At 56.2% G+C, this 17,008-nt stretch carries 12 protein-coding genes; 5 read left to right on the top strand and 7 right to left on the bottom strand.

Translation table 11 applies throughout. From position 1 onward, the window contains the following. The first annotated feature begins 30 nt into the window (after nt 1-30). The gene (locus RBB62_RS00920; protein WP_309396096.1) at nt 31-1,779 is read left to right on the top strand and encodes an alpha-amylase family glycosyl hydrolase; all 1,749 of its coding nucleotides are present in this window, start codon (nt 31-33) and stop codon (nt 1,777-1,779) included. A gap of 7 nt (nt 1,780-1,786) precedes the next feature. Here RBB62_RS00920 and RBB62_RS00925 read toward each other — a convergent pair whose 3' ends face one another. After that, nucleotides 1,787-2,812, bottom strand: coding sequence for an HAD family hydrolase (locus RBB62_RS00925; RefSeq protein ID WP_309396098.1), 1,026 nt, complete (start codon nt 2,810-2,812; stop codon nt 1,787-1,789). Between the two features lie 212 nt (nt 2,813-3,024). Here RBB62_RS00925 and RBB62_RS00930 point away from each other — a divergent pair, with 212 nt between their 5' ends. Further along, a complete protein-coding gene (locus tag RBB62_RS00930) occupies nt 3,025-4,131 on the top strand; it encodes a hypothetical protein (RefSeq protein WP_309396100.1) in 1,107 nt (368 codons plus the stop codon). Between the two features lie 83 nt (nt 4,132-4,214). On the opposite strand, the gene RBB62_RS00935 is transcribed toward RBB62_RS00930, so the two are convergent. From RBB62_RS00935 to RBB62_RS00950, 4 genes are all read right to left on the bottom strand, one after another. After that, the gene (locus tag RBB62_RS00935; RefSeq protein ID WP_309396102.1) at nt 4,215-4,832 is read right to left on the bottom strand and encodes an HAD family hydrolase; all 618 of its coding nucleotides are present in this window, start codon (nt 4,830-4,832) and stop codon (nt 4,215-4,217) included. After that, nucleotides 4,829-7,363 carry a DNA topoisomerase III gene (locus tag RBB62_RS00940; protein ID WP_309396104.1) on the bottom strand — a complete coding sequence of 845 codons (2,535 nt, stop codon included), beginning with the start codon at nt 7,361-7,363 and terminating at the stop codon, nt 4,829-4,831. The genes RBB62_RS00935 and RBB62_RS00940 overlap by 4 nt, the downstream gene beginning before the upstream one ends. A 58-nt stretch (nt 7,364-7,421) precedes the next feature. Continuing rightward, nucleotides 7,422-7,823 (bottom strand): GxxExxY protein, encoded by a 402-nt coding sequence (locus tag RBB62_RS00945; protein WP_309396106.1) that lies wholly within the window; start codon nt 7,821-7,823, stop codon nt 7,422-7,424. Nucleotides 7,824-7,884: 61 nt separating this feature from the next. Then, the gene (locus RBB62_RS00950; RefSeq protein ID WP_309396108.1) at nt 7,885-8,967 is read right to left on the bottom strand and encodes a pyridoxal-phosphate-dependent aminotransferase family protein; all 1,083 of its coding nucleotides are present in this window, start codon (nt 8,965-8,967) and stop codon (nt 7,885-7,887) included. Between the two features lie 245 nt (nt 8,968-9,212). Here RBB62_RS00950 and RBB62_RS00955 point away from each other — a divergent pair, with 245 nt between their 5' ends. Next, a complete protein-coding gene (locus RBB62_RS00955; RefSeq protein WP_309396110.1) occupies nt 9,213-10,049 on the top strand; it encodes a PEP-CTERM sorting domain-containing protein in 837 nt (278 codons plus the stop codon). Here RBB62_RS00955 and RBB62_RS00960 read toward each other — a convergent pair. Both RBB62_RS00960 and RBB62_RS00965 read right to left on the bottom strand, forming a co-directional pair. Beyond that, nucleotides 10,040-10,372, bottom strand: coding sequence for a hypothetical protein (locus tag RBB62_RS00960; RefSeq protein WP_309396112.1), 333 nt, complete (start codon nt 10,370-10,372; stop codon nt 10,040-10,042). The genes RBB62_RS00955 and RBB62_RS00960 overlap by 10 nt on opposite strands. Before the next feature lie 101 nt (nt 10,373-10,473). Further along, the gene (locus tag RBB62_RS00965) at nt 10,474-10,662 is read right to left on the bottom strand and encodes a hypothetical protein (RefSeq protein ID WP_309396114.1); all 189 of its coding nucleotides are present in this window, start codon (nt 10,660-10,662) and stop codon (nt 10,474-10,476) included. Between the two features lie 496 nt (nt 10,663-11,158). On the opposite strand from RBB62_RS00965, the gene RBB62_RS00970 reads away from it, so the two are divergent. Next, nucleotides 11,159-14,596 (top strand): pyruvate carboxylase, encoded by a 3,438-nt coding sequence (locus tag RBB62_RS00970; protein ID WP_309396116.1) that lies wholly within the window; start codon nt 11,159-11,161, stop codon nt 14,594-14,596. A gap of 1,330 nt (nt 14,597-15,926) precedes the next feature. Continuing rightward, nucleotides 15,927-16,967 carry an acyltransferase gene (locus RBB62_RS00975; RefSeq protein WP_309396118.1) on the top strand — a complete coding sequence of 347 codons (1,041 nt, stop codon included), beginning with the start codon at nt 15,927-15,929 and terminating at the stop codon, nt 16,965-16,967. The last annotated feature ends 41 nt before the right edge of the window (nt 16,968-17,008 follow it).

Consider the following 17,008-nt stretch of genomic DNA (forward strand, 5'->3'; position numbering starts at 1 on the left):
TTTCTTTAATCTTTTTCCTCCTTTTCTTCCATGATCAAATACATCGACCAAGCCATTTTTACCCGCATTAAGCGTCGGCTCTACTACTTATACGGGGACCAGGCTGACCAGCTAACCGAACGCCTCTATTACATGGTGGGGCGCTATGGAGTGGGGACGAATCCGCCGCTCAAACCCGAGCACCGCTGGACTGAAAACGACGTCTTCCTCATTACGTATGCGGATATGGTGCAGAGCCAACAAAGCACGCCGCTGGCTACGCTGAAACGCTTTGCGACAGAGCACCTCAAAGGCGCAATCAGCACGGTGCATATTTTGCCGTTTTATCCGTGGTCGAGTGATGATGGCTTCTCCGTGATCGATTACCGCGAGGTCAAGGAGGACTACGGCGACTGGAAGGACGTCGAGAATCTTGGCGATGAGTTTAAGCTGATGTTCGACTTGGTTTGTAACCATTGTTCCAGCCAAAGCCCTTGGTTCCGCGACTTCCTGATCGGCATTTCGCCGGCCAGTGAATACTTCGTCGAAATGGACCCGGAAACGGACCTCTCCGCTGTCGTGCGCCCGCGCACGTCGCCACTGCTGACGAAGACCACTACCCGCGATGGCGACGCCTATGTTTGGACGACTTTCAGCGCGGATCAAGTCGACCTGAATTGGAAGAATCCTGATCTGCTGTTTGAGTTCCTGGACATCCTCATGGTCTACATCAGCCACGGCGCAACGACGGTTCGCCTCGACGCCTGCGCCTTCATGTGGAAAGAGGTGGGGACCGATTGCCTGCACCTGCCTCAAACGCACGAGATCATCAAGCTCATGCGTGACTTCTGCGAGCTCGTGGCGCCAGAGGTGTTAATCATTACCGAGACGAATGTACCGCATGATGAAAACGTCAGCTACTTCGGTCGAAATGACGAGGCGCACATGGTTTACAACTTTAGCCTGCCGCCGCTGCTTCTACACGCGCTGCTGACCAATAGCAGCAAATACCTGACGAAGTGGGCGAAGAAACTTGAGTTCCCGGATCCAGGCGAGGGCACGTTCTTCAACTTCACTGCGTCGCACGATGGTGTGGGCGTGCGACCGCTACAGGGGCTGCTCCCACAAAAGGAATTCGATAAGCTGATCCACTCTGTGGAGCAGAGCGGGGCGCATGTATCCAAGCGGACGCTGCCCGACGGTTCGCAGAGCCCCTACGAGCTAAACATTACGTATTTCTCAGCGCTGTCCGGGCGTCATGATTCCGATGGCACGGGCGCCGCGCGCTTCCTGTGTTCTCAGGCTGTGGCGTTGGCTTTCAAGGGCGTGCCGGCAGTTTATTTCCATAGCTTGGTGGCGACGCCAAATTACCACGAAGGTGTCGAGCAGACGGGCGCTCCGCGCACGATTAACCGCCGCAAATACGACGAGCAGGAGCTGATGGATCTGCTGGGCGACAAGTCGCGCAAGCAGGGCAAGGTGTTCCGCAAATATCTACAGATGCTGCGCCGCCGCACGAACTACCCGGCCTTCCACCCGGACGGCGATCAGAAGATCATCGATGCAGGCCCAAATTTATTTGCCTTGGAGCGCACTTCGCCGCGTAAAAACCAGACGGTGTTCTGTGTGTTTAATTTCTCCGACGAGGAGCAAACCGTGGTCAACCCGAAGGACACCGAGCTGCTCAAGAAGGCGAAGAAATTCTACGACATCCTGTCGGGCAAGACCCACAGCGACGGCTCACGCGGCATTAAACTTGCGCCTTATCAGGCCATGTGGCTTGTGCCGCGAGTTGAGTAGTTTTCCTCTATTCGAACAGCTCTTTTTGCTCGTCTTCCGGTGGGAGGTTGGTGGCGGGCCTCTCCGGGGGGTGGAGGTGCTGAGGCGGCTTTTTAACGCGGAGCGCGAGCGCGGCTTCGCCTTCTTCAACAAGGCGGTCGCAAATGCGGCGCACTTGCATCTTGAGCCAGCGGTGGGTCTGCGAGGTTTGGGTGTAGTCGGCTGGGCCATAGCTGTCTACGCGGCCGTCTTGCAGGAGCTGGTCGTTTTGCAGGAATTCACTTTCGCGCTCGGGATCGTAAACGGCGAAGGTCTTGCCCCCATTGCGTCGGACCACTGAAAAGACGGGCACGTCACTGGGGCCGTCGGCGATGTAGATCATGTTTTCCATCGGCACGCGGCGATCTTCGGGCAGCATCTTGGCGTTTACGGAGATGTCCGGGTTTTTGTTGGAGCCCTTATTGATCTCAAATATGTAGCGTGTCTTGATGGTGTTATCGACCATGACGCCGATTTGGCTGATCTCGAAGTCCATCGGGATCTCCAGTTCGTTTTGCTTGAGATAGTAGGGCGCCAGGGGTGCCTCAATGAACTCACAGCCAAAGACACCATCGACTTCGGGTGCGATTTTGCTGCCACGTATCATTTCGGCAAGGCCAGTGCTGATGATGTAGTGCTCCAGCTGGATGTCGTGCTTGCGATAGGCAGCTTCGGATTTGGTGAACTCGGTTAGCTCCTTGAAAAAGTCGGGCAAGCCCGGGTAAAAGGGCAGTTCGGCGCCTAGCTCGCGCAAAATGCTGTTGCGCAGGCCTTTGAGTGGGCCGTTCTTAATGTAGCTGAGCAGGTGGTTCAGGTAAACGGTATCCGGGGAGACGTGGACACCACGATCGCCGTATATTTTCGGCAGCTCGTTGACCTCTTTCCAGAACTGCTTGCCGTCCACTTTGTAGCGGCGAAAGAGCGGCTCTTGCATGTAGCCGGGGATGAGCGTTTTATCAAAATCCCAGACGCAGGCAACGATGCGTCGACGGTTCAGGCTGTGACTTGCAGGCATGGTTGATGAATAATGCGGAAAAAAGTCCCCACAGTGCGAGACTCAAAACAAAAGAAAGTCAGCATAATCTACAGTTGAAATACTGATCTTCTCGGTATTGGATTATCAGCAGTATGGATCCTCGATTCCCCAATGGTCCACCTCATCCACCATCAGGTGGAGGCCCTATGCCGCCCTTCCCCCCAGGCATGCGACCTCCACCGGGGACTCCCATGGGCCCACCACCACGTCCCCCACGACGCAAGCCCGGTGAAGTGGACCCCAATGAAGCGCCACGCAAGGGGCGTAATTTGATTAGGGATGAGGTGATTCAGACTGCGGCTAAACCAGTGATTGCCGGTAGTGAGCAAAAGTCGCGCCCGCGCTCTAGCAAGTCAAAGGATTACCAATTGCTCAATGGGATTCGCGTCGACAAGAAGTCCTTCTGGATCGGTTTTTGTTTTGTGAGTCTAGTCCTGGTTTTAGCGGGTAGCATCCCACTTTATCTGGTGCTGAGTTCACGGGCGCAGCAGCCTGCCCAAATGGCTGAGCAAACGCCTGAGCAGGAAGGAAAGACTGAGGAAGAGGGCCCATTGTCGGGGATTGAGGCAGCGCCATTGCGCGATTCTTTTCAGGAACTCAAAAGCGCCGCTTTGAAGCGCATTGACGATCCGGCCTCGATGGTCGAGGAAATCCTCACCGGTAACGCGCAAGCAACGGGTTGGGACAAGGCGCGAACGTATTCGCTGGAAGGAACGCTAAAGACCTCCAGTCGTGAATACTTGTTGAATCTATTCGTCAAGGCACCCAATCAGGTAAGGCAGGTATTAACCATCGAGGAAATGAAGATCACAACGATTTTCAATGGTGCCAGCGGCGCTTTGCAGGCCAAGGATTTTACAAAGAACCGCGAAATGGACCGGGAGATGACCGTGGCGCAGAATATTTCCCTCTTGATGGCGTCGATCCCCAGCATGCCATTGTGGCAGTATGCGGAAAACGAGGAAGCGCTGCGCTACGAGGGTAAACGCTCGATGCACGGTATGATGTGCCATGTGATTGTTAACGAGGCTCATGCACCTTACACGATTGAGCACTTCATTGATATCGACCAACTAGTAGAACGCTATCGGACGATGGAAGGGCTCGATGAAAACGATCAGACGATACAAATCGAAGTCGCCTTTTCAGATTACCAGCGGCAGGGCGGCTTTTACGCACCTTCTCAAATTTTGGTTCACGAAAAATCCGCGATCGAAGTGAATAGCGAATTTACCATTGAGAAATGGCGCTTCAATCACGGTCTTTTACCGAGCCTCTTTCAGCTCGATAACTCGTAGAGCAAGCAAGGCAATTGGATCAGCCATTTGCGCAATACGCAAATCCGGATGCAGCGCATCCGACGGGCCAGCCGGAGGCTGGGTTAGATGCCGGCGCCGGCTGAGTAGGTTTCGGGGTCGATATAGACCCAGCGCATGCCGGCGGCTTCGGCGGCTTGAAGGCCCAGCTTGCTGTCTTCGAAGACGACGCATTTCGTCGGGTCAACGCCGAGTAGCTCCGCGGCCTTCAGGAAGCCATCGGGCGCGGGCTTGCTGTTGACCACGTCCGCCTTGGTTACGACGACTTCGAATAAATCCTCGATCCCGCAATACTTCAGCGTGCCATAAACGTGGCGTGGATCGCCGCCGGAGGCCACTGCGAGCGGATAGCCCTCGGCCTTGAGCTCGCGCGCGATTTCCGCGACTGGGTGAATCAGCTCCACGTGCTGGTGCTCGCGGCTGAAGTAGTCGTTGTTGTCCTCGACGACCACATCGGCGTCGAGGTTGTCATTAAAGCGCTCGTTGAACTGATAGACGGTGTCGTGCATGCCGACACCGGCCATCGAATAAAAAAGCTCCCAGGTGAAGTCGAACTTGGCGCCGTTTTTCTCAAAGGCGTATTTCCACGCCCGATAGTGCAGCGGCATCGTGTCGGCCAGCGTTCCGTCGCAATCAAAGATATACGCCGCAGTTTCTCCCTCCGGTAGCTTTAATTCGTTCATCCCTCTTTTTTAGCGGCCTTTTTGGCAGCCTTTTTAGCTGCTTTTTTCTTCGGGGGCCGGGGGGGAAACTCAAAACCAATCTTGCCGTCGTCCTTGAGCAGAAGGTGGGCGTCGAACAAACGACCCGTGCGGTTGGACTTGAAGCCCTTGATGAGGCCGGTCTTTTTCTCGGCCAACAGCTTCTTCACTTCCTCGGGAGGCAAGGTCTTGCTCAGCATGTTACGGCTCAAGCGGAAGGCGGGTTTGCCGTCGGGGTCGCGACCTTCGGAGACGTAGGCGTTGGGCGTTTCGCGGACGGGGCTGCCGTCCACCGGCGAGACGCCAACCTGCGGATACTGGCTGAGGTCCACGCTTTCATCGAGCGCTTCTTCGCCGTTGTTGCCGAAGTCGAGCTCCACGCGGTGTGTGCCGTTTTCCTTTGCGGTCAACTTGAGGATGGCCGAGAAGGTTTTGCCGGTCTTCGAGGAGAAGCCGTCGACGGGGCCGATCTCGCGCTTGGTAATCAGCTCCTGGACTTCTTCAAGGGAAAGCTTGCGGTTGCCGATGACCTTGTTGACTTGCAGCACCGGGTACTCACGACCGCGGATTTCCACCTTGTCCTGGGAGAACCACGCGCGGTGGTCTTCCATGAGCGGTTCGTTGTTGGTCGGCGAAACCAGGCTGGTCTTCTCGGGGGGCGGCGGGTTGTTGAGCTTGTCCACCATGTCCTGCGTGGAGTCGATGATGCCCTTCATGAAGGCGTCGCGGGAGAGCCCGCCTTCTTCGACGAGGCGCAGCTTGTGCTCCCATTCGCCAGTCATGGCGGGGGAGGTGAGCTGCTCAATGTCGAATTGCTTGAGGAACTGCATGAGGCTCTCGGCCTTTTGTGTCGGGACGAGTTCGCGGCCCTGGCGCTCCATGTAGCGTTCGTGCGCAAGGTGGTCAATGGTGGCCGCGCGGGTAGCTGGCGTGCCGAGACCCTTTTCCTTCATCGCTTCGGCCAGCTCTTCGTCGTCGAGCAGCTTGCCGGCGCTTTCCATTGCAGAGAGCAGCGTGGCTTCCGAATAGCGGGGCGGGGGCTTGGTCTGATCTTCTTCGAGGTGAGCTTCCTGGCGATCGGCAATGGCGACCTTGGGTTGCCCACTGCGGGCAAAGTCTGGATCGGTCAACGGAGTTAGCGTGTCTTCGCCGATGCCACCCTTGCCGTAAACATCCATCCAGCCGCCAACGGCGAGCACCTTACCCTCGGTCTTGAAGGAGTGGCCCGCAATCTCGCTGGTGCGCGTGGTGACGTCGAACTCCGCCGAGGGGAAGAACACGGCGATCGTGCGGCGCGCAATCATGTCGAAGACTTTGGCTTCGAGGTCGCCGAGCTTCTTGGGCTTGGCGTCGGTCGGGATGATCGCAAAGTGATCGCTGACCTGCTTGTTGTTAAAGATGCGCTTGTTGCCAGTGTGGACCCAGTCGTTGGCGAGTACCTTCTCGGCGTGGATCGCGTAGGGCTCATCGAGGTTGGCCAAGGTATTTCTCACCGTGGGACCGTAGTCTTCCGGCAGCGCCCGCGAGTCAGTTCGCGGATAGGTGATCATCTTGTGCTTTTCGTAGAGGGCCTGCGCAATGTTCAGCGTGTGGCCGGCGGCCAGGCCGAAGCGGCTGTTGGCCTCGCGCTGGAGGCTGGTCAGGTCGTAAAGGCGCGGAGCGGATTGCTTGGAGCGCTTCTTCTCTTCGGTGACGTTGGCTTCACCTGCGGCCATCACGGCCTGCACGATGGCTTCGGCGTCGGTCTTGTTCCAAATGCGGTCAGCGCGGTCGTGCTCGTCGTCGCCTTTCTTGAAATTGGGCTTCTGATAGAGGCCGGAGTATTGGCCGGCGGCTACGCCGAAATCTGCGGTAATGCGCCAGTAGTCACGGGGCTTGAAGTTGCGGATTTCCAACTCGCGCTGATAGATGAGCGAGAGGGTGGGGGTCTGCACGCGGCCAACGGTGGCGGCGCGTCCGCCCCGGCGACCAAACACGATGGTGGCGCCGCGGGTGCCGTTGATGCCGATCAGCCAGTCTGCCTCGGAGCGCGAGCGCGCGGCGTCTTGCAGCGGCTGCATCTCGGCGTCGTCGCGGAGGTTGGCGAACGCGGATTTAATGGCGTCCGGGGTCATGGACGACATCCACAGGCGCTTGACGGGCTTCTTGTTTTTGGCGAGTTCGAGGATGTAGGTAAAGATGAGCTCACCCTCGCGCCCGGCGTCACAGGCGTTGATGACGGCGCCCACGTCTTTGCGGGCAATGAGCTTTTTCAGCTCTTGAAACTTCTGCTTGGTCTTGTCGATCGGCTTGAGCTTAAACTTGTCCGGGACGATGGGCAGCGTCTTGATGGTCCAGCGCTTGAGGTCCTTGCTGATATCCTCGGGCATGTAGAGCTCCACGAGGTGGCCGACGGCCGAGCTGATCACGTATTCGTCGTTTTCGTAAAAATCGCCCTTTTTCGGGATCTTCCCCAACACGCGGGCCAGGTCGCCCGCCACGGATGGTTTCTCGGCAATAACTAAAGTTTTCATGTAATATATTTCTGACAGGGCGCTGTTTTAAACAGGAAGATCGGGAAGAACGGGAAGCTCAGTTATCCGCTCCTGGTAAGGTTAACCGGCGAATGCCGTTCTTTAAATAAGGTTCGTAAAAGTTAAGGATGAGTCCAATCGGCGCATCGAGCAAACGCATGTAGCTAAGTGTCTGGGCAATGTGGGCCGGACTGATTTTTTCAACGACCTTAAGTTCCACCAAGAGACATTCTTCAACAAAAATGTCTGCTCGAATGTATTCATCAAAAACTTCTCCACGGTATTCAATCGGCACCTTGACTTCGCGTTTGGACGCTATGCCTTCGAGCGTTAAATCCCGATTGAGAGCTTTTTGATAGATAGGTTCCAGAAGACCGGGACCGAAGTGTCGATGCACCCGAAAGGCGGAATCAATAACCGGTTTGGTTAGCTCATCTGCCTTTACGTAATTTGGATGCATCAACTTCCCGTTCTTCTCGATCTTCCTGTTTGAACCTTCGCTTGTTTGGTTAGTTCCTTGTTTACTTGGGCAGGAACTGCGGGAGGAGGTCGTCGAGCTGCTCTAGGAGTTGGGTGATGGTTTCGTCGGTTTCGTCACCCATGTTGGAGATGCGGAAGGTCTTGCCCTTCACCTTGCCGTAGCCGCCGTCGATGTCGCAGCTGTACTTGGCCTTCAGTTCCTTGCGCAGGCCTTCGAGGTCGATGCCGATCTCGTTCTTAAAGCAGCACAGGGTCTTGGAGCCGAATTCCGCCGGCGGAAGCAACTCGATGCCGTGCTTGGAGCCCCAGGCGCGGACGAGGTTGTTCAGGCGCTCGTGGCGAGCATAGCGGTTTTCGAGGCCTTCTTCGAAGATGTCCTCGAGCTTGCTTTGCAGCGCGTAAATCAGCGGGATGACCGGCGTGGACGGGGTCATGCCCTTCTCGTAGTTCTTTTGGAACTCGATGAAGTCAAAGTAGTAACCGCGGCCTTCGACTTCCTCGGCGCGCTTGAGTGCGCGTTCGGAGACGGACAGCAGGGCGAGGCCGGGAGGGCAAGCCAGGGCCTTCTGGGTGCCGGTCAGCAGCACGTCGATGCCGAGCTCGTCCTTCTTGATCGGCAGGGCGCTGAAGGAGCTGACGGTGTCGGTGATGGAGATCACATCCGGGAACTCGCGGAGGACTTCCATGATGCCTTCGAGCGGGTTCATGGTGCCGGTGGAGGTCTCGTTGTGGATGAAGGTGATCGCGTCGTATTTGCCGGTGGACAGCTCGCGGCGAACGTCTTCCGGGTCGATCGGGGTGCCCCAATCATACTGAAGCTTTCCGCAGGGGAGGCTGCAACGCTGGGCAACGTCGTTCCATTTGTCGGAGAAAGCGCCGGACATACAGTTGAGCACGCCCTTCTTCGTGACGTTGCGAATCGAGCCTTCCATCACGCCCCAGGCGGAGGAGGTGCTCAGGTAAACCGGGTCCTGCGTGTACATCAGCTCCTGGAGCTTCGGCTGGACGGCTTGAAAGAGGTTGACGAAATCCTTGCTTCGGTGGCCCATCACCCACTGGGTCATGGCTTGATAGGTTTTTTCCGAAACAGCGATCGGTCCTGGAATGAAGAGTTTATAGCTCACGTGTTTGTGCGTTGAATATTATAAAGCAGCTGCGGCTATAGAGTGGAAAGCCGTGCGGTGTCAAACGTCGCGTTGCAAAAATTAGTGAGACGCGCTGTCTCAGCCAGAGTCGCTGGGAGGCAAAGTGCCGTCCATTGTCGCCGCTCGCTGCGTCCTTTAACACGGAATTTGGGAATAAATAGGGTAAAAATTCAACAAAATCTAACGCTTGACCAAACACGATATAGGTGCATCCTGCAGAGTTCATGAGATTAACTTACCCCATACTCTGTCTTCTATCCACCGCCTCTGTTCAGGCTACTCTGATTGAATATGATGGCTTTGATTACCCCGTTAGCAGCAGCGAACCCGCAGGTTGGGTGAGCGATGGCGATTCGGATCACGCGTCGGTAGAAGCTGGCTCATTGTCTTTCCCGGACTACGCCGCTTCGACTGGCAATCAAATGGCATTGCAGAACAAGACTGCGGATTACCTTCACTCATTTGCGGCGACTGACCTCGCGGTGGGCGAGACGGTTTATTTCTCACTCTTGATGCAGATCGATTCGGTTGCTGACTTTGGCAGCCAGTTTAACGTGGTGTTCCGGCTCTACGACGCCGCTGACCCCAATGGCAGTGCGGTTTCTGTGGGCATGGGCTCCAGTACTTCAGGCAGTAACACATTCGGCTTTTCGGTTGATAACCGCAACCGCGGTTGGGGGCATACGGACGCGGTCACGGGCCCGGAAGTGTATGCGTTTGGCGAGACGCACTTGGTCGTTGGCGCCTACACGCGCGGCGCTTCAAGTGGCGATGGTGAGGTTAAGTTGTGGATCGATCCTTCCAGCTCGAGTTTTGGAGGTGCCGAGCCGGCGGTCTCCTTGAGTGAAGCCAGTTACCAGAGTGACGCCGTTTGGGATACCTTTGAAATTGCGTCGTCGGGCTCCAGCTCTTTGCCGAGTGATTGGTCGGTTGACGAGTTTCGCGTTGGTACGGATTGGGCCAGTGTGGTGCCAGCCACGATCCCCGAGCCTTCGACTTACGCGCTGCTCTTGGGTGTCGGCGTAGCGCTGATGGCCTACCGCCGCCGGACTCAACGTTGAGGCAGCTCTCTAACCACGTTAATGCCGGTGTGGAAGACCTGCTTGCCCAGATCATTGCTGGCGTCTTCCGATGATGTGTTGAGGGTGTATTCTAAAGAGAAGCTTCCACCTTCCATCAGTTCGAGGTCCAGCAGCACGTCGGTTGGCAGCTCTGTGCTGTCCCAAATCGGTAGCTCCAGCGGCTTGGGAAACTGTCGGCCATTTACGGTGTGAAGCTCAAGAATCCTCGCAGACGACTGCTTGTGGCTCTTGGCTGGGGGGATGACAACCTTGCCTTGTCCGCGAAATACTTGCCCGAGCGGAAGCCCGGTCTTGCCGACCAAGACATAACTGCCGCCGATTGAGCCCGCGGAAATCGGGATGCGATTGTCGAAATCTACTGGCTCATCGATTGGCTCTCCCGCGATGAGCTGCTTGGTGGTGGTTAGCCGCGCGCAATCAAGTCGGCGACTCCCTTGCTGCGGTCGGTGCTGACGAGCTCCTGAATGTCGACGATGGCGATCAGCTCGGCGTCCGCCACCATGTCTTCCTTGGATTTGAAAATGATCGAGGCCGACAGCGTCGAGGCTCCCAGCAGCAGCAGGCAGGCGAGCGTGATTAGCTTTTTCGTCATCCGAGGTTTGTTAAGGTTAATCGAAGCGCTCATAATTGGCAATCTACGCAATTTCGCAGATATTTCAGCGTTCTTTTTGTAAGTATATTGTCAGGTTTTTGTCAGGTGTGAGGACTGGTGAAAAATTAATTGTAGGTGTTGTAATGGTGCTGTCAGATAATTAGCCGTCGCTCGACCTTTTGTTGATGCGGAATACATCAACAACAGTTTGGACAAGGAGGCGGCCAAGGACTCAGTGGAATCTAATATGTGGGAGACCATGCAGTTGCAGTCGCCGGTAGTGAAAGGCGATTTGAAGTATTGATTGATCTGCTGCAAGCACATGTTTCATCTGCGCAGACATGATTTAAAGCAGAAGGTCGCAGATCGCTTCCTAACGTTTTATAGGGCTGTAACTCCTTTAGTAGTGGGCTTCTGTGGTCCCATATTGGTAGCGCTGGCGTGTTAAGATTCGGTAAGCCTTGACTTAATGGTTTGCTATTAGTTCTTCTACGACATGGATAAGTTGCTTGCCGCCAATCGTTCTGAAATTGCTGTCCGTATCTTCCGTAGCGCCACTGAGTTGGGTTTGCGCACCGTCGCAGTTTATGCGGATGAGGACCGTTTCGGCGTCCATCGTTTCAAGGCAGATGAATCTTATAAAGTAGGCGTCGGCAAAGGCCCCGTTGCCGCCTATCTTGATATTGAGAGCATCGTCGCCTTGGCTAAAGAGAAGGGCGTAAAATACATTCACCCGGGTTATGGTTTCCTTTCGGAAAACGCCCACTTTGCCCGCGCTTGCGCTGACAACGGCTTGGTCTTCGTGGGACCACAGCCCGAGATGCTTGAGCGCATGGGTGACAAAACCGAGGCCCGCAAAATCGCGGAGCTCGCCGAGGTGCCCACGCTCCCTGGCACGAAGGATCCGATCAAGGACCCCAAGAAGGCCAAGGCCGCTGCGAAGAAGGTTGGCTTCCCGCTGATCATCAAGGCGGCGTTCGGCGGCGGTGGCCGCGGCATGCGCGTCGTCAAAAAAGAGGCCGACCTCGAACACCTGCTGCTCGAAGCGCAGAGCGAGGCGCAGACCGCGTTTGGCAATCCCGCAGTGTTCCTGGAGCGCTACGTCGGCCGCGCCAAGCACATCGAAGTGCAGATCCTTGGCGACAAGCATGGCAACGTGATGCATCTGCATGAGCGCGATTGCTCGGTGCAGCGCCGCCACCAGAAGGTGGTCGAAGTCGCCCCGTCGATCAACCTGCCCGACGACACCCGCATCGCGCTGTGCGACGCCGCGGTCAAGGTCGCCAAGGCCGTGAATTACGAAAACGCCGGCACCGTCGAGTTCCTCTACGACCTCGACACCGACGAGTGGTTCTTCATCGAAATGAACCCCCGCGTGCAGGTGGAGCACACCGTCACGGAAGTTATCACCGGCATCGACATTGTCCGCTCGCAGATCCTCATTGCGCAGGGCAAAAAATTGACCGACCCCGAGCTCGCGCTGCCCAAGCAGGAAGACGTGCCGCGCAACGGCTTTGCCATGCAGGCCCGCATCACGACCGAGGACCCGGAAAAGAATTTCGCGCCCGACTACGGCAAGATCGTCAACTACCGCTCGGCGGCCGGTTTTGGCATCCGCTTGGATGGCGCGATGGGCGACACCGGTTCCGTCATCACGCCGTTCTACGACTCGCTGCTCGTCAAGCTGACGGCGTCCGCCTCGAGCTTCGACATTGCCTGCCACCGCATGATCCGCGCCTTGCAGGAAATGCGGATCCGCGGCGTGAAGACGAACATCCCGTTCATCGAAAACGTCGTCAACCACCCGGACTTCGTTTCCGGCATGGCGACGACCACGATGATCGACACCTCGCCCGAGCTCTTTAAATTCAAGCAGCGCAAGGACCGCGCAACGAAGCTCCTCAAGTTCCTCGGCGAGACGATTGTCAATGGCAACGACCAGGTCAAAGGCCGCCCCGTGCCGAAGATGGAGCTGCCCGTCATCATCCCCGAATACAACCACAAGGAGGCGATCCCCAAGGGCACGCGCGACTACCTGCTCAAGCACGGCGCCACGAAGTTTGCCGAGTGGACCACCAAGCAAAAGCAGCTGCTGATCACCGACACCACCTTCCGCGACGCGCACCAGAGCCTGCTCGCCGCCCGCATGCGCACCTACGACATGATGCAGGTCGCCGGCGCGATGGCCCACCGCGCGCCCGAGCTTTACTCGATGGAAATGTGGGGTGGGGCGACGTTCGACACCTCGATGCGCTTCCTCAAGGAAGGCCCGTTCAAGCGCCTGCGCGCGCTCCGCGAAAAGATCCCCAACATCTGTTTCCAAATGCTCTTCCGCGGCTCCAACGCCGTGGGCTACGCCGCCTACCCGGACAACGTCATTAAGGGCTTCATCAAGCACTCGGCCGAGGCGGGCATGGACATCTTCCGCATCTTCGACTCGCTGAATTATTTGCCGAACCTGAAGGTCGCCATGGAAACCGTCGCGGGCCAGACCCACGGCGTTTGCGAAGGCACCCTCTGCTACACCGGCAACATTCTCGACGCCAAGCGCGACAAGTATGACCTCAAATACTACGTCGATCTCGCGAAGGAACTGGAGAAAATGGGCGCGCACATCATTGCGATCAAGGACATGTCCGGCCTCTGTCATCCGCTCGCTGCGGAGAAGCTCGTCAAGACGCTGAAGCAGGAAGTCGGCACGCCGATCCATTTCCACACGCACGACTCCAGCGGCATCGCCAGCGCCTCGATCATCAAGGCCGCCGAAGCTGGCGTCGACGTCGTCGACCTCGCGATTTCGTCGCTCTCCGGCCTCACCGCGCAGCCCAACCTGAACTCGATCGTCTATGCGCTCGCCGGTTCGAAGCGCGATACCAAACTCGACCAAAAATTCCTCAACGAGCTCTCGATTTACTGGGAAGCCGTCCGCCAATACTACGGCCCCTTCGACACCTCGCCCAAGTTCGGCAGCGCCGAAGTTTACGAGCACGAAATGCCCGGCGGCCAATACACCAACCTGCGCGAGCAGGCCTCGGCCCTCGGCCTGGGCGCCCGCTGGCCCGAAGTGGTCCGCTACTACGAGGAGGTCAACGAACTCTTTGGCGACATCGTCAAGGTCACGCCGAGCTCCAAGGTGGTCGGCGACATGGCCATCTTCCTGCTCACCCGCGGCATTGAGCCAAGGGACCTCGTGAACCTCGAGCCCGGCAGCCAGCCGTTCCCCGCATCGGTCATCGACATGCTTGGCGGCGGCCTCGGACAGCCCAAGGGCGGGTTCCCGAAAAAGGTCGTCAAGACCGTCCTCGGCGACAACAAGCCGCGCAAGGGACGCCCCGGCAGCTACGCCGAGAAGATCGACCTCGACGAGACGATGGCCAAGGTCACCAAAATGCGTGGCCGCGAAGCCAACACGGACGACCTTTACAGCTACCTGATGTATCCCGACGTCTACAAGCAGCTCGTCGATTTCGTGAAGGAAAACGGCCACGCTCGCGTGCTCCCAACGCCGGCCTTCTTCTACGGGCTCAAGCCCGGCGAGGAAATTTCCGTTGAGATCGAAGAGGGCAAGACGCTCATTGTGAAGCTCATTCACGTGGGTGACGCCAATGCCGACGGCAACCGCACGCTCACCTTCGAGATGAACGGACGCGCCCGCGAAACCGTCATCCGCGACAAGTCCATTGCCTCCGAAACCCAGAAGCGCGCGCAAGCCGACGCCGGCGACGAAAAGCAGGTCGGCTCGCCGATCCCGGCCATGGTCAGCAGCGTGGCCGTCAGCGTGGGCAACAAGGTCAAGAAGGGCGACAAGCTCGTGGTCCTCGAAGCCATGAAGATGCAGAGCACGGTTTACGCGCCATGCGACGGCGTCGCGCAGGAAGTCACCGTCAAGACCGGCGACCAGGTCGACGCCAAAGACCTCCTCGTCCGCCTCTAGCCATCCAGCGTCCCGCTGGACCGTCGGATGCTTCGCATCCGGGCAGCGTGCCGGCCTGGGGTGAGCTTGTCGAATCCCTGCACCCATCGATTTGCCCATTGGGCAAATGGCCAGCAGAACGAATTCAGCAACGGCGTCCGCTCAGGGCGCCGTTTTTTTTAGGTAGCCTCTAAGAGGGCGTCTAAAAAGTCTGATCGAGTCGGCGAGATGTATTCGAGAGGCAAAATTTCGGCTTCTGAATCGAGGCGAAACCAGTTTCGTCGAGATGAAGAAATGATATTTTGACCTCGAAGACGCTCTCCGGCGAAGACCACTTGAGTTTTTAGACGCCCTCTAAGTAATGTAGGGCGACGCTTACAGGCTAGCCGCCTCGTCGCCTCACGGTCCAAATCCGTCATATTAAGGTAGCGGCCAGCGTCCCCGCTGGCCAAGCTTGGAACGAGAATGATTCAATCAGTCCACGCTACCCCTACATCCGCGAAACATGCGATCCAGATAATCAATTACTGTCAGCCTGCATGGTGGCCAGCGGGGCCGTCCCCATTGTTCTCGGCGTGGTGTCGTGCAAACTGTTCAATCGCGGCGTCCGCGCCTACTTCATGCGCAATCGGCTTGTGGTGGCGTAGGCTCGGGAAGCAGCGGACCAAGCAGGGTGATTCGCTATTCTGGCTTAGTTGGTAGTATAAAATTAAGCATTTAAATATGTTCACTAAATGATGGACGCGCTGCGGCCTTTGTGCATGATTGGAAGTTCAGTTAATCCTAACCATCCACCACCGTGAAAAATTCTCCCAATTCAGCCCTTGGCCACCCGCCTTAGCCGGCGGTTAGTCGAGTCGATGTGTCCGCGAATGCATTCGTTCGCGCGTGACGTTGTCGCCGTTGACCGAGCTCATTCGCCCCCGCACTGGTGACAGCTTTGCGGCCGGCGACGCTTGGAGGCGTTCATGCGGTTTTCCGCGCAATCTCACGCCCGATTATGCCAGCTTGCACTTCCGCGCATGGACGTTTGGACGCCCGACACAACGGGGCGTCGTCCCACTGCGCCGTGGTTTTCGGCGGCGGCGTGGTTGCCTGTTCTTTGATAGTTTGTTTGGGCGGTCGTTTTACCCCCCCCTGGCCCCCCTCCGCGCCTAGCGCCTGAGTCTCCTAGACCTGCTGAGTGACCGTTTGGGAGTTATCTTCTTCAGAATCAGAGGGGTGAGGCTTATACCTTAAAAAATAACAAAAACATAAGGGATGATTCTTGGAATTATAAGTTAATCAGATACATGGCTTACATTACTGTGTTATATTTGATCATGTGAGTGCGTCATTTAGCTGTGAGGGAGTGAAAGAAACTGTTCGTGGAAATTATGCTTACCTAGACGTGTTGCGCGTTCTTTCCGCGTTTCTCGTGGTGATGGTGCATAATTCTGCCTGTTTCCACAAAATGAACACTGTTTCGCTGGGGACTTGGCTACACGCAGATTACTTAGAGTCATTTGCCACGATTTGCGTCCCTCTGTTTTTTATGATTTCCGGGGCGCTCTTGTTAAAAAAAGACATCGAACCGCTCACATTTTACAAAAAACGGCTCCAAAGGATCATCATCCCTACGCTTGCATGGTCACTGATTTACATTGGTAGTCGGACCTATCCGGAGTTTAACCCAAATGATGTCTTTTCCTCCATCTTCATGTCGCTATTACGAGAAGAACATTACCATTTATGGTATATGTATGCGCTCTTTGGGGCCTATATTTGTATTCCATTTATGTCGCGATTGCTGAGTGGTAGCGACTTTCCCGGAGTTCGGTTGCTCGTCCTTTTTACGGCTCTTTGGTATTTGTTCTGCTCGGTGTTTCCAACCGCCAATAATGTCAGCAAGCAGGTTTTTGATATCCCCGTGGAGCCTAATTTCCGACTCAGCTTTTTCCAGGATGCCTTGGGATATATTGCGCTTGGAGCATTGCTGAATCGTGCTCCACTGCACATTCGCTACCGCAATGTTGCTCTTGTATGCCTGTTGGTTGGATACGGGGTGGTCGTTTGGGGCAACTACTGGGCTAAATCCGAGATGGGGACGCAAACGATGCTGTTTGGCTACTACAATCCTTTTGTTGTAATCATCGCTTGTGCCACCTTCTATCTGTTTCGATACACTTTGAACTCCAAGAAGTCGGGCAAGATGCTTCAATTCTTGGCTTCACTGACGCTGGGGATTTATCTCTGCCATCCGCTGGTGATGACGCAATTGCTCCGGATTGAGCTCATGCGTGAACTGTATAGCTCGAATTTCATCGTATTACGCACTCTAGTTACTTTTTTGATCAGTGGGGTTCTGACTTACGTGATCATGAAAATGCCTGTTGTTAGGCGCATCGTTTAGAACATCTCTCGTGATTCTGAGGATTAGGGATTGACGGAAAG

It is taken from the genome of Cerasicoccus maritimus, assembly GCA_031296935.1.
Classification (GTDB): Bacteria; Verrucomicrobiota; Verrucomicrobiia; order Opitutales; family Cerasicoccaceae; genus Cerasicoccus; species Cerasicoccus maritimus.